The organism is Streptomyces sp. NPDC033136 (genome assembly GCF_055578235.1).
Map to the genome: position 1 here is coordinate 41424 of NZ_JBVIPD010000037.1, position 11997 is coordinate 53420.

The 11997-nt window shown below is 71.5% G+C and carries 13 protein-coding genes and 1 pseudogene; 7 read left to right on the plus strand and 7 right to left on the minus strand.

Going from position 1 to position 11997, the window contains the following annotated elements; translation table 11 throughout:
- Positions 1 to 78 precede the first annotated feature (78 nt).
- From fabG to ACZ5TL_RS37960, 5 genes are all read left to right on the plus strand, one after another.
- Complete coding sequence (fabG, locus tag ACZ5TL_RS37940) at positions 79 to 840, plus strand: 3-oxoacyl-ACP reductase FabG (protein ID WP_468595328.1); 762 nt, start codon at positions 79 to 81, stop codon at positions 838 to 840.
- A 13-nt stretch (positions 841 to 853) separates the two neighbouring features.
- Entirely contained in the window at positions 854 to 1612 is a 759-nt protein-coding gene (locus tag ACZ5TL_RS37945) for an SDR family oxidoreductase (protein WP_468595329.1), read from the plus strand.
- A 196-nt stretch (positions 1613 to 1808) separates the two neighbouring features.
- Entirely contained in the window at positions 1809 to 3395 is a 1587-nt protein-coding gene (locus tag ACZ5TL_RS37950) for an ABC transporter substrate-binding protein (protein ID WP_468595330.1), read from the plus strand.
- A 93-nt stretch (positions 3396 to 3488) separates the two neighbouring features.
- Positions 3489 to 4172, plus strand: coding sequence for a uracil-DNA glycosylase (locus ACZ5TL_RS37955; RefSeq protein WP_468595331.1), 684 nt, complete (start codon positions 3489 to 3491; stop codon positions 4170 to 4172).
- 118 nt (positions 4173 to 4290) lie between these two features.
- Positions 4291 to 4788 (plus strand): hypothetical protein, encoded by a 498-nt coding sequence (locus ACZ5TL_RS37960; RefSeq protein ID WP_468595332.1) that lies wholly within the window; start codon positions 4291 to 4293, stop codon positions 4786 to 4788.
- A 9-nt stretch (positions 4789 to 4797) separates the two neighbouring features.
- On the opposite strand, the gene ACZ5TL_RS37965 is transcribed toward ACZ5TL_RS37960, so the two are convergent.
- From ACZ5TL_RS37965 to ACZ5TL_RS37975, 3 genes are all read right to left on the minus strand, one after another.
- Positions 4798 to 5313 (minus strand): hypothetical protein, encoded by a 516-nt coding sequence (locus tag ACZ5TL_RS37965; protein WP_468595333.1) that lies wholly within the window; start codon positions 5311 to 5313, stop codon positions 4798 to 4800.
- 112 nt (positions 5314 to 5425) lie between these two features.
- The gene (locus ACZ5TL_RS37970; RefSeq protein WP_468595334.1) at positions 5426 to 5938 is read right to left on the minus strand and encodes a DinB family protein; all 513 of its coding nucleotides are present in this window, start codon (positions 5936 to 5938) and stop codon (positions 5426 to 5428) included.
- 7 nt (positions 5939 to 5945) lie between these two features.
- Positions 5946 to 6572 carry a TetR/AcrR family transcriptional regulator gene (locus ACZ5TL_RS37975; protein ID WP_468595335.1) on the minus strand — a complete coding sequence of 209 codons (627 nt, stop codon included), beginning with the start codon at positions 6570 to 6572 and terminating at the stop codon, positions 5946 to 5948.
- Between the two features lie 89 nt (positions 6573 to 6661).
- Between ACZ5TL_RS37975 and ACZ5TL_RS37980 the strand changes: the two genes are divergently transcribed.
- A complete protein-coding gene (locus ACZ5TL_RS37980) occupies positions 6662 to 7903 on the plus strand; it encodes an FAD-dependent monooxygenase (protein WP_468595336.1) in 1242 nt (413 codons plus the stop codon).
- Positions 7900 to 8805 carry a Gfo/Idh/MocA family protein gene (locus ACZ5TL_RS37985; RefSeq protein ID WP_468595337.1) on the plus strand — a complete coding sequence of 302 codons (906 nt, stop codon included), beginning with the start codon at positions 7900 to 7902 and terminating at the stop codon, positions 8803 to 8805. Before ACZ5TL_RS37980 ends, ACZ5TL_RS37985 begins: the two co-directional genes overlap by 4 nt.
- On the opposite strand, the gene lnt is transcribed toward ACZ5TL_RS37985, so the two are convergent.
- The 4 genes and pseudogenes from lnt to ACZ5TL_RS38005 all read right to left on the minus strand — a co-directional run bounded on the left by lnt (position 8729) and on the right by ACZ5TL_RS38005 (position 11996).
- On the minus strand, positions 8729 to 10303 hold the full coding sequence (lnt, locus tag ACZ5TL_RS37990; protein ID WP_468595338.1) for an apolipoprotein N-acyltransferase: 1575 nt from the start codon (positions 10301 to 10303) through the stop codon (positions 8729 to 8731). The two genes, ACZ5TL_RS37985 and lnt, sit on opposite strands and share 77 nt — an antisense overlap.
- A 247-nt stretch (positions 10304 to 10550) precedes the next feature.
- Positions 10551 to 10646, minus strand: a pseudogene (locus ACZ5TL_RS37995) (nuclear transport factor 2 family protein); the annotation flags it as partial.
- 252 nt (positions 10647 to 10898) lie between these two features.
- On the minus strand, positions 10899 to 11078 hold the full coding sequence (locus ACZ5TL_RS38000) for a hypothetical protein (protein ID WP_468595339.1): 180 nt from the start codon (positions 11076 to 11078) through the stop codon (positions 10899 to 10901).
- Between the two features lie 96 nt (positions 11079 to 11174).
- Positions 11175 to 11996 carry an IS3 family transposase gene (locus tag ACZ5TL_RS38005; protein ID WP_468595340.1) on the minus strand — a complete coding sequence of 274 codons (822 nt, stop codon included), beginning with the start codon at positions 11994 to 11996 and terminating at the stop codon, positions 11175 to 11177.
- Position 11997 lies beyond the last annotated feature (1 nt).

Genomic DNA, 11997 nt, shown 5'->3' on the forward strand with positions numbered 1-11997 from the left:
GTTGACACCGAGTGCCAGGGCTTCTAGCGTCACCTCCACTGAAGGTACTAAGCGGTCGCTCACCTGAGGAGAACCAGCATGTCCACCACTGAGCAGCGGGTTGCCGTCGTCACCGGTGCCGCGCGCGGGATCGGTGCCGCCACCGCCGTACGACTGGCCGCCGAGGGGCACGCGGTCGCCGTGCTCGACCTTGACGAGGCCGCCTGCAAGGACACCGTCGAGAAGATCACCGCCGCGGGGGGCAAGGCCGTCGCGGTCGGGTGTGACGTCTCGGACGAGGCGCAGGTCGAGGCAGCCGTCACACGGATCGTCGAGGAACTCGGCGCGCCGACGATCCTGGTCAACAACGCCGGCGTGCTGCGCGACAACCTGCTGTTCAAGATGAGCGTCTCCGACTGGGACACCGTCATGAACGTGCACCTGCGCGGCGCCTTCCTGATGTCCAAGGCCTGCCAGAAGCACATGGTGGACGCGGGATTCGGCCGGATCGTGAATCTCTCGTCGTCCTCGGCGCTGGGCAACCGCGGGCAGGTCAACTACTCGGCCGCCAAGGCCGGGCTCCAGGGCTTCACCAAGACCCTCGCCAAGGAACTCGGCAAGTTCGGTGTCACCGCCAACGCCGTCGCCCCCGGCTTCATCGCCACCGAGATGACCAAGGCCACCGCCGACCGCGTCGGCATGGGCTTCGAGGACTTCAAGGCCGCCGCCGCGACCCAGATCCCCGTGGCGCGCGTCGGGGAGCCGGAGGACATCGCCAACGCCATCGCCTTCTTCACCGGCGAGGCGGCCGGGTTCGTCTCCGGCCAGGTGCTGTACGTGGCCGGCGGACCCCTCGACTAAGGGACGAAGACATATGACTTCCGTGGAACTCTCCGGCAAGGTCGCCCTCGTCACAGGCGCCAGCCGTGGCATCGGCTACGGCGTCGCCGAGGCGCTCGTCGAGCGCGGCGACCGCGTGTGCATCACCGGCCGCAACGAGGACGCCCTCAAGGAGGCCGTCGAGCGGCTCGGCGCCGACCGCGCGGTCTACGTGGCCGGCAAGGCCCACGACGAGGCGCACCAGGCCATCGCCGTCGAGCGCACGATGGAGGCCTTCGGCCGGGTCGACTTCCTGGTCAACAACGCCGGCACGAACCCGGTGTTCGGCCCGATCGCCGACCTCGACCTGAACGTCGCCCGCAAGGTCTTCGAGACCAACGTCGTCTCGGCGCTGGGCTTCGCCCAGCGGACCTGGCACGCCTGGCAGAAGGACAACGGCGGCGCGATCGTCAACATCGCCTCCGTCGCGGGCCTCTCGCCCTCGCCGTTCATCGGCGCCTACGGCGTCAGCAAGGCGGCGATGATCAACCTGACCGTGCAGCTCGCGCACGAGTTCGCGCCCAAGGTGCGGGTCAACGCGATCGCCCCGGCCGTCGTGAAGACCAAGTTCGCCCAGGCCCTGTACGAGGGCCGGGAGGAGGAGGCCGCGGCCGCCTACCCGCTCGGCCGGCTCGGCGTGCCGTCCGACATCGGCGGCGCGGCCGCGTTCCTCACCTCCGAGCAGTCCGACTGGGTCACCGGTCAGACGCTCGTCGTGGACGGCGGCATCTTCCTCAACGCCGGCACGGGCTGACACCGGCGCGTGCGGCCTGGCACGGGCACCCTTTGACGAAAGCGGCGCCCGTGCCGGGGTGAAAATGCCACAAAGGGTGATGACAACGTCGTCAAGGGTTTATCGATCAAGAAGTCCTACCCCGGGGAGAGTCAGAGGGCGTGGCACTGCGGTATGGTCTGCCGACCCTTGGTAGGGCAGATCGAGGAGCGTGCGCGTGTTCAACCGGAACCGATGCCTGCGGCGGGTGGCGGCCATCGCGTCCATATCGTCCCTGGTCGCCGGGTGTGGCGTGTTGTCGTCCGACACCCCGGAGGACGAAGGGCCGATCGTCCTGGGCACCACCAGTGCTCCCAGCACGCTGGACCCTGCCGCCTCGTGGGACAGCTCGTGGGAGCTGTTCCGGAACATCTACCAGACGCTCCTGAGCTACCCGACCGGTGCGAGCAAGCCCGAGCCGGACGCCGCCGAGGAGTGCGGCTTCAGCGACTCGTCGAACCAGGTGTACCGCTGTGAGCTGCGCGAGGGCCTGAAGTTCTCCAACGGCGACACGCTCGACGCCCAGGCGGTCAAGCACTCGTTCGACCGGATCCGCAAGATCAACGTCAACGGCGGCCCCGCCGGTCTGCTGGGCAGCCTGGAGCGGGTCCAGGCGTCGAACGACCGCGAGGTGGTCTTCCACCTCAACAAACCGGACGCGACCTTCCCGTTCGTGCTCGCCACGCCCGCCATGTCGATCGTCTCCCCGGACGCCTACCCGGCGGACAGCCTGCGCGAGAGTAACGACATCGTCGGGTCCGGGCCGTACAACCTCGACTCGTACGAGGACGGCAAGGAAGCCGTCCTCGTCCGCAACGACGGCTACAAGGGCTACGCGGAGCGCCGGAACGACGCGGTGATCATCCGCTACTTCCAGGACTCCGACGCCATGGTCAAGGCCCTGCGGGACAAGCGGATCGACGTCACCTACCGCGGCCTGGCCGCCGGTGACGTCGTCGAACTGCAGAGCAAGAGTTCCAAGGACAAGGAGATCCAGCTCGTCGAGGGCACCGGCACCGACATCAGCTACCTGGTGTTCAACCCGAAGGACTCCTGGGCGAACAAGAAGGCCGTGCGCCAGGCCATCGCGCAGGTCGTCGACCGGGCGGCGATCGCCCACAAGGTCTACAAGGACACCGTCGACCCGCTGTACTCCATGGTCCCCAAGGGCCTCACGGGCCACACCACGGGCTTCTTCGACGACTACGGCGACCCCGACGTCGGCAAGGCCCGCAAGATCCTCACCAAGGCCGGCATCAACCAGCGCGTCCCGCTCACCTTCTGGTACACGAGCGACCGCTACGGCTCCGAGACCGCCGGCGAGTTCAAGGAGCTGGAGCGCCAGCTCGAGGCCTCCGACCTGTTCTCGATCACCCTCAAGAGCCGCCCCTGGAAGACGTACGTCGAGGGTTACCAGAAGGGCGAGTACCCGGTGTTCGGGCGTGGCTGGTTCCCCGATTTCCCGGATGCGGAGAACTTCATCGCGCCGTTCGTCGGCGAGCAGAACGCCCTCGGTACGCCCTACCCGGCGCCCGAGATCACCGATGACCTGCTGCCCCGCTCGCGCCGGGAGAGCGACCGCGCGAGTGTGGAGAAGGAGTTCGAGGAGGCCCAGCGGATCCTCGTGGACGACGCGCGTCTGCTGCCGCTGTGGCAGGGCCGGCAGTACGTGGCGGCGAGCCGGGACATCTCGGGCGCGGAGCGTGCCCTGGACCCGTCGACGATCATGAGGCTGTGGGAGCTGCACCGCAAGACCGCCTGGTAGGCGGGGGGAGCGTTTCCGGTCCCGGGCGCGTTGTCAGTGGCCGCCTGTAGGTTCTGAGGCCTGCAAGTGACCGCACATCGTGAGGACGTTGACGTGACCGACATCGCCATGCTGCCCGAGTCCTGGCGCGGGGTTCTGGGTGACGAGCTGCAGCAGCCCTGGTTCAAGGAGCTGACGGAGTTCGTCGAGGAGGAGCGGGCGAAGGGCCCCGTCCACCCGCCGCGCGAGGAGGTCTTCGCCGCGCTGGACGCCACGCCCTACGAGGAGGTCAAGGTCCTGATCCTCGGCCAGGACCCGTACCACGGCGAGGGCCAGGGCCACGGCCTGTGCTTCTCGGTCCGGCCCGGGGTGCGGATCCCGCCGTCCCTGCGGAACATCTACAAGGAGATGCACGAGGAGCTGGGCACGCCGATCCCGGACAACGGCTATCTGATGCCCTGGGCCCGGCAGGGCGTGCTGCTGCTCAACGCGGTGCTCACGGTGCGCGGCGGCCAGGCCAACTCGCACAAGGGCCGGGGCTGGGAGAAGTTCACCGACGCCGTGATCAGGGCCGTGGCCGAGCGGCCCGACCCGGCGGTGTTCGTGCTCTGGGGCAACTACGCGCAGAAGAAGCTTCCCCTGATCGACGAGTCGCGGCACGTGGTGGTCAAAGGCGCGCACCCCTCACCCCTGTCGGCGAAGAAGTTCTTCGGCTCGCGTCCGTTCACGCAGATCAACGCGGCGGTCGAGGCCCAGGGGCACCGGCCGGTCGACTGGACGATTCCGAACCTGGGCTGAGGGGCGCCGGCCCCGCGGTCGTGACGGGCCCGGTGATGTACGGAGCCGCCTGAGCCGGATCGCCCCCGCCTGCGGCTAGCGTCGGCGGGAACAGCCGGCGGAGTGCGCGGAGGGCGTGGTGGCGGAGCGACAGGGACAGGCGGCGCCGGATGCCGTGCTGACGCGGATCGGGCAGGTCGTCATGCTGCACCACGCGGGGGACCGGGAGGAGGCCCGGCACCGTCTCCTGGACCTGTGGGCGGAGATCGGCGAGCACGGCGACCCGCTGCACCGCTGCACCCTCGCCCACTACCTGGCCGACACACAGGACGACCCGGCGGACGAGCTGGCCTGGGACCTGCGGGCGCTGGCAGCGGCGGCGGAGGCCGAGGCCGAGGAGGAAGCGCTCGCGGTGATCGCCTTCTACCCCTCCCTGCACCTGAACCTGGCGGACGACTACGTCAGACTCGGCCGGCGCGATGCCGCCCGCACGCACCTGCGGTGGGCCCGGCAAGCCGCCACCGCCCTGACCGACGACAGCTACGGCGAGGGCGTGCGGGCGGCCATCGGACGGCTGGAGTCCCGGCTGGGAGAAGGCGGCGGAGGAACGTGGACGCCGCCGCGGCAGCGGCCTTGAAACGGCGGGTCAACGCCGGTAGGTGTCGCGGCAGATCGTCGCCTCCGGGCTGTCCGCCCGCCATCCCCCGTAACGCCTGCCCAGCGCGCACACGTCCGCACTGTCCGGGACCTGCCGGTGGACGTCCCGGCGCACCGACTCCGGGACGTCGGAGACATCGGTGTGGGGGCGCCGCGGGCTGCGCGGGGCCGGCTCGGGGTGTTCCGGCCGGGCGGGGCGCGGGCGGACGTCACGCGTGCCGGACGGCGGTCGCGTCCGCTCCGGCGAGGCCGCCGGGGGCGTGGCCGGGCGGGAGGCCGACGTGGCCGGCTCCGGGCGGCGTGACGTCTCGATGAATTGCAGGGCCTCGCGGGCCGGTGCCTGCACGATCTGTGTCTCCGCCCGCCCCTCCGGCTCCGGCGCCGACGGCCGGGACGGTGCCGCCGAGGGCCCCGGCAGGGGCGGATGCTGGACCGTCGTACAGCCGGAGAGGGCCGAGACAGCCACGGTCACCAGAAGCGTCGCTGTGGTCGTCGTTCGATGCACCCGCGCAACTCTGCTGTGTACGGCCGGTGATGGGGCGGGGGACGGGCGGAGGATGCCCCGCACGGGTGATCTCGCGCCCCGTACGGAGGGCGCAGGCGTGACGCGGGTGACGTCAGTCGCCGGTCGCGCCGTCGATGCGCTCGCGGATCAGATCGGCGTGGCCGTTGTGCCGCGCGTACTCCTCGATCATGTGGGTGTAGAGCCACCGCAGGTTGAACCGCTCGCCGGTGCGCCGGTGCTTGCCCTCGGAGATGTCGTCCAGGCCGAAGCGGGCCGCGTTGCGCCGGGCGGTCTCGATCTCGGCCTGCCAGACGGCGTGGGTGTCCCGCCAGGTGTCCGCCTCGGTGAGACGGAAGTCGCCGTCCGGGTCCTCGTCGCTCCAGTGGAGGGGCGGCGCGTCCTCGTTCGTCAGCACCCGGCGGAACCAGCTCCGCTCCACGTCGGCCATGTGCCGGACCAGTCCCATGAGGGACAGGTCGGACGGCTCGACGGGGGCGGACCTGAGCTGCTCGTCGCTCAGTCCCTCGCATTTCCACGCCAGGGTCTGCCGGTGGAAGTCCAGCCAGCCCTCCAGCATGGTGCGTTCGTCGGCGGTCGTGCCGGGCATGCGTCGTTCGGTCGTCATGACCGCATCATTTCCCAGCAGCCTTGATCCCACCACGCGTTTTCGCGTCCCCGAGCATCCCGTACAGCAGTTCCCGCAGCCCGGCCCGCACCTCCTCCAGACTCGGCACCTCGCCTCCGAACGATCCGGCCACGCAACTGAACATCAGCCCGTCCGCCCACGCGATCAGCGACAGGGTGTGGCGGGCCGGGTCCGTCGAGCCCATCCCGGCGATCAGGGCGGTGAGCTGGTCCCGGAAGCGGGCGCCCGCGGCGTCGAAGTAGGCCCGCAGTTCGGGGCGGCGCGTGGCTTCCAGGGCCAGTTCGTAGCGGGCGAGCGTGAGGGCGCGGTGGTGCGTCAGAGCCCGGTGGGCCGCCAGGGCCAGCGCGTCCGCCACGGCACCGGCCCCGTTCCCGGGGTCCGGCATCTCGTGCAGGGCGAGCACCCGCGCCTCGCGGTCGGCCAGGCGCCGCACCGCCAGTTCCAGCAGGGCCTGCCGGGTGCGCGCGAGGTTCGAGGCGGAACCCTGGGGGAGTCCCGCCGCCTCGTCGACCGCCCGGTGGGTGAGTCCCCGCATCCCGCGTTCGGCGAGCAGGGCGAGGGCGGTGTCGGCGACGAGGTCGGAGCGGGAGGAGCGGGTGGCGTGTGCGGGCATGGCGCTCACGCTACCCGTGTGACTACAGCTGTAGTAGCCTCGAACCTGTCACTACAGATGTAGTCAGGTGTCCGGTTGGAGGAGGAGCCATGGCTCGGTCGAAGCGGGCCGTCGTGATCGGCGGCGGCATCGGAGGTCTGACCGCGGCGGTCGCCCTGCACCAGCGCGACTGGCAGGTCACCGTGCTGGAGCGCGCCCGCTCGCTGGAGCCGGTCGGCGCGGCGATCTCCCTCGCTCCCAACTCCCTGCGCGCCCTCGACGTCATCGGCCTGGGCGACGAGATCCGCGCCCTCGCCGCCTGGTCGGGGGACGGCGGGTTGCGCACCCCGAGCGGACGGTGGCTCTCGCGCTCCTCCGCCGACGCCGCCGCCGAGCGCTTCGGCGGCCCTCTCGTGCTGCTGCACCGCGCCACCCTGATCGAGCGCCTGGCCGAGCGGCTCCCGCCGGACACCATCCGCACGGACACCGCCGCGGCCCTCGCCGACAGCGGCGGCACCGACCGGCCGGCCCGCGTCACCACCGCGGACGGCGAGCTGGAGGCCGACCTGGTGGTGGGCGCGGACGGCGTCCGGTCCGCCGTACGCCGGGCGCTCTTCCCCGGACACCCGGGGGCCGTCTACTCCGGCTTCACCACCTGGCGGATCGTGATCCCCGTGCCCGGCGCGGAGTTCGCCCCGCACGAGACCTGGGGCCGGGGCCGCATCTGGGGCACCCACCCGCTCAAGGACGGCCGCGTCTACGCCTATGCCGCCGCGGTGACGCCCGCGGGCGGACGCGCGCCCGACGACGAGAAGGCCGAGCTGCTGCGCCGCTTCGGCGACTGGCACGACCCGATCCCCGCCGTGCTCGCTGCCGCCCGCCCCGGGGACGTCCTGCGCCACGACGTCCACCACATCAGCGAACCCCTGCCCGCCTACCACCAGGGCCGGGTCGCCCTGCTCGGCGACGCCGCGCACGCCATGCCCCCGATGCTCGGACAGGGCGGCAACCAGGCCATCGAGGACGCCATCGTGCTCGCCCATCTCCAAGCCTCCGGCCTCGCTCGAGCAGGGAGGACCTGCGTCTGCGAGGACCTCGCCGCCTACACCGCCGCCCGGCAGCCCCGCACGACCGCCATCGCGCGCCAGGCGGTGCGGGTGGCCCGCCTCAACCTCATGACCAGCCGCCCGGGGATCGCCGTACGCGACGCCGTCATGGCGGCGCTGTCCAAGGCCGGGCCCGCCCTGTTCCTGCGGAGCTTCGACGGCATCGCCGACTGGCGGCCCCCGCGGCAGCCGTATGCTTCCGGGCAGACCCCGGCAGGCAACCGTCCAGAGGAGAGCACCCCGTGAAGGTCGGCTGTATCGGACTCGGTGACATCGCGCAGAAGGCCTACCTTCCGGTCCTCGCCTTCCAGCCCGGGGTGGAACTTCACCTGCAGACCCGTACGCCCGCCACGCTCGACCGGGTCGCCGGCGGCCTCCACGTCCCGCGGGAGCGGCGGCACACCACCCTCGACTCCCTGCTCGCGGCGGGCCTCGACGCCGCTTTCGTGCACGCGCCCACGCCGGCGCACCCGGAGATCGTGACGCGGCTGCTGGAGGCAGGCGTACCGGCCTACGTCGACAAGCCGCTCGCCTACGAACTCGACGACTCCGCGCGGCTGGTGGCGCTCGCCGAGGAGCGCGGCGTGAGCCTCGCCGTCGGCTTCAACCGGCGCCACGCCCCCGGCTACACCCAGTGCGCGGACCATCCTCGCGAGCTGATCCTGATGCAGAAGAACCGCCTCGGGCTGCCGGAGGAACCGCGCACGATGATCCTCGACGACTTCATCCACGTCGTCGACACCCTGCGGTTCCTGGTGCCCGGCGCGATCGACGACGTGACCGTGCGCGCCCGGGTCCAGGACGGGCTGCTGCACCACCTGGTGCTCCAGCTCGCCGGGGACGGCTTCACCGCGCTCGGCGTGATGAACCGGCTCAGCGGTTCCGCCGAGGAGATCCTGGAGGTGTCCGGGCAGGACACCAAGCGGCAGGTCGTCAACCTCGCCGAGGTGGTCGACCACAAGGGCCAGCCGACCGTGCGGCGGCGCGGGGACTGGGTGCCGGTGGCCCGGCAGCGCGGGATCGAGCAGGCGGTCCTGACGTTCCTGGACGCGGTCCGGGCCGGCAAGGTGCTCAGCGCCCGGGACGCGCTGGAGACCCATGAGCTGTGCGAACGGGTGGTACGCGCGGTTCAGGACCGGACCGCCTGACCCGCAGGAGCCGTACGCCCTCGCCGACGGCCCACGCGGCGAGGATCAGCATGGCCGCGTGCACGGTCCAGTCGCCCAGGCGCACGTAGGGGGTGGTGCCGTGGGCGAGCGGGATCTCGTAGACCTGTGTGGCGGACGCGTCCGTCCCGAGCCATGAGCCGACGCGCTGCCCGCTCGGGCCGTAGACGGCCGAGACGCCCGTGAGGGTCGCGTGGACCATCGGGCGGCCGGTCTCGGCGGCGCGCAGCGCGGCGAGTGACGCGTGCTGCCCGGGGGCCCAGCTGTGCTGGAACGTGGAGGTCGACGACTGGCCGACCAGCACGTCGACGCCCTCCCGGGTGAGGTGGCGGGTCATGTCGGGGAAGGCGGTCTCGAAGCACACCATCGGGCCGAGGCGCAGCTCGTCCCCCACGTTCATCACGACCGGCTGAGAGCCGCGCCTGCGGTCCTCGCCCGCCGCCTTGCCCACGGAGGTGGCCCAGCCGAGCAGGGAACGGGCCGGGACGTACTCGCCGAAGGGGACCAGCCGCATCTTGTCGTAACGCTGGCCGGTGAGACCACCGGGGCCGACCAAAACCGAGCTCTTGTAGATGCCGGGCTTGTCGGAACGCCGGGCGTCGACGTTGACCAGGATGTCCGCGCCCGTCGCGCGGGACAGGTCCGCGAGCCGCCGGGCGAGGTCGGGCCGGTCCCCGAGGTCGAAACCGACGCTGCTCTCGCCCCAGACGACGAGGTCGACGTTCTGTCCGGCGAGCCGGCGGGTGAGCTGCTCCTCGCGGTCGAAGCGGCGGTCGCCGCTGTCCGGGCCGCCGATGACTCCGGGCTGGACGACGGCGATCCTGACCTGGCCGTCGACGGGAGGGCGGGGCGCGAGGGTCCAGGCGGCGGTGGTGGCGACGGCCGTGGCGGCGAGTCCGGCCACGGCGGGCACGCGGGCCCGGCGGACGGCCACGAGGACGGCGACCACGACGTTGAGGGTCACGACCAGGAAGCTGAGCAGCCACACGCCGCCGACGGAGGCGAGCCGCAGCGCGGGTTCGGCCTGCCACTGACTGCTGCCGAGCATGCCCCAGGGGCCGCCGAGGCCCTGCCAGGAGCGGACCAGTTCGACGGCCAGCCAGCCCGAGGGCAGCACCAGGAGCGCCACCGCGACCTGACCCCGCGAGGGGATCCCGCCCAGGAGACGGCGCACAGCCCAGCCCCACGGGGCCCACAGGGCGCCCAGGAGGGCGGCGAGGACGAACGTGAACACGTGCAGGCTCGGCAGCAGCCAGTGGTGCATGGCCAGCATGAAGCCGAAGCCGCCGCACCAGCCGTCGTACATCGCCCGTTTCCCGGTGGGCGCGGTGCGCAGCAGCAGGAGCCACGGAACCAGGGCGACGTAGGCGCACCACCACAGGGACGGGGCGGGGAAGGCCAGGACGGGGAGCGCGCCCGCGACCGCGGCGACGGCCGAGCGCCGCCAAGGGGAGGCGAGCCAGTGGCCGAGCGTCTTCATACGCGCCTCCTACCCCGCGGGTGCCTCCAGTGTGCGTCCCGCGGACGATCTAGTGCCGCGGCAGGCAACGTTGCCCGTCAAGGAGCGGCGTCCGGTGCGTCGAGGTTGGGGCACCTCCCACGCCTTTCGGGCAGTGGGGGAGCGTGCCGGGCGCCGCGACGGGGCGAACGTCGCCTGCCGCGGCACCAGGACAGAGGACGCCGGGTCAGTTGACCACAGATGCCGTCCGGCGCCCGGGAAGGCGCCGCCACTCACCGTCGTCGACCGCCACCGCGTAGTCGGTGACCACCTCGTCGACGGCCAGCCGGTCCCTCACGATGGCGAGCTCCACGCGCTGCGTCATCGGCTCAGTGCTGGGCAGGGGAGGGGCCGGGCCAAGAGCCGTGCGTGATACTCGGTGGCCACCAGGGGCTTCCGGACCGATCCTGTCCTCCGGTCCGCGGATGAGTGGATCGTGGGGATCGAGGACGTCACGCCGCTCGCCGCGGAGATCCACCGGCTGGTGGCGGGGAAGGGGAGTCAGTCGCCGGGCTGCTGCCCGAGGAGCGGCCGTCCCCGGTGGGCGACGAGGTGCCGGCGCGTCAGCGCCACCGGGTCAGGCTGCCTTGACGACGCCGCTGCGGATCGCGGCGGCCCATTCGACGACCAGCAGCTCGTACTCCGCGCGCTCCTCGGACGACAGGGTGCCGCCCGTGCGGCGCCACAGCGCGCGGATCTCCTCGTTGACCTCGGCGGCGGACCGCGCGGAACCAGGGGTCACGAAATCGGGGGACATGCGGACAAGCCTAGGGGCAGCCACTGACAGGCCGCTACCGGACGGCTACCCGATCGCTATGCGGTTGGTCACGAGACGCGGGTCACACAGGCCGGTTCAGCCCGCCGACTCGGCCGCGTGCGGACTCAGCGCACCCATGCCGACCAGGGCGATGATGACGATGCCGAGGACGATGCGGTAGTAGACGAACGGCATGAAGCTCCTGGTCGAGATGAACTTCATGAACGAAACTATGTCGACGTGTCCTGAGCGGCCTTGACCTGCTGGTTTCCACCACTTTTCAAGATCGAATGGTAGAGCAGTGGGAGATGGCGCCTTTCCGGTGCCCTCCCTCGCCGACCACGAACGGCGCAGCCACCTGCTTTGCAGCGAATCGGCAATCTCCTGCTCCATGGCCAGGGCAACGTGCGAGTAGAGACCATCCACGCCGGCGACCTCGCGGTCCATGCGGGTCGCTTTCAGTAGCGCGAAGAAGCTCTCGGCGGCGGCATTGTCGTAGCACGAGCCGGTTCGTCCCATGCTCTGCCGCAGGCCCAACCGGTGTACTTCCCGGCGGAGTTCGTCAGAGGTGTACTCCGCTGCGCGGTCCGAGTGCACGACGCAGCCGGGCTGGAGGTCGCTGCGGCCGGCGGCCATCGTCAGTGTGTCGACCACCAGGGATGCGCGGTGGTGGTCGGCCATCGAGTAGCCGACGATCTCGCGGGTGGCCAGGTCCAGCCAGGTCGCCAGATACAGCCAGCCCTCGTCGGTGGGGAGGTAGGTGATGTCACCGACCAGTTTCCGCCCCGGGGCGGAGGCCGTGAAGTCGCGGCCGATCAGGTCGTGAGCGGGCACCGCCTTCTTCGCCGGACGGGTCAGCGACCGGCGCTTGCGCCGGGTGACCCCGGTGATGTCGCGCTCACGCATGATCCGCTCCACT

Coding starts and splice junctions, on each gene's coding strand:
- ACZ5TL_RS37980 (WP_468595336.1), top strand. CDS start 6,662: ATGGCTCGGTCGAAGCGGGCCGTCGTGATCGGCGGCGGCATCGGAGGT.
- ACZ5TL_RS37970 (WP_468595334.1), bottom strand. CDS start 5,938: ATGACGACCGAACGACGCATGCCCGGCACGACCGCCGACGAACGCACC.
- fabG (WP_468595328.1), top strand. CDS start 79: ATGTCCACCACTGAGCAGCGGGTTGCCGTCGTCACCGGTGCCGCGCGC.
- ACZ5TL_RS38000 (WP_468595339.1), bottom strand. CDS start 11,078: ATGTCCCCCGATTTCGTGACCCCTGGTTCCGCGCGGTCCGCCGCCGAG.
- ACZ5TL_RS37945 (WP_468595329.1), top strand. CDS start 854: ATGACTTCCGTGGAACTCTCCGGCAAGGTCGCCCTCGTCACAGGCGCC.
- ACZ5TL_RS37975 (WP_468595335.1), bottom strand. CDS start 6,572: ATGCCCGCACACGCCACCCGCTCCTCCCGCTCCGACCTCGTCGCCGAC.
- lnt (WP_468595338.1), bottom strand. CDS start 10,303: ATGAAGACGCTCGGCCACTGGCTCGCCTCCCCTTGGCGGCGCTCGGCC.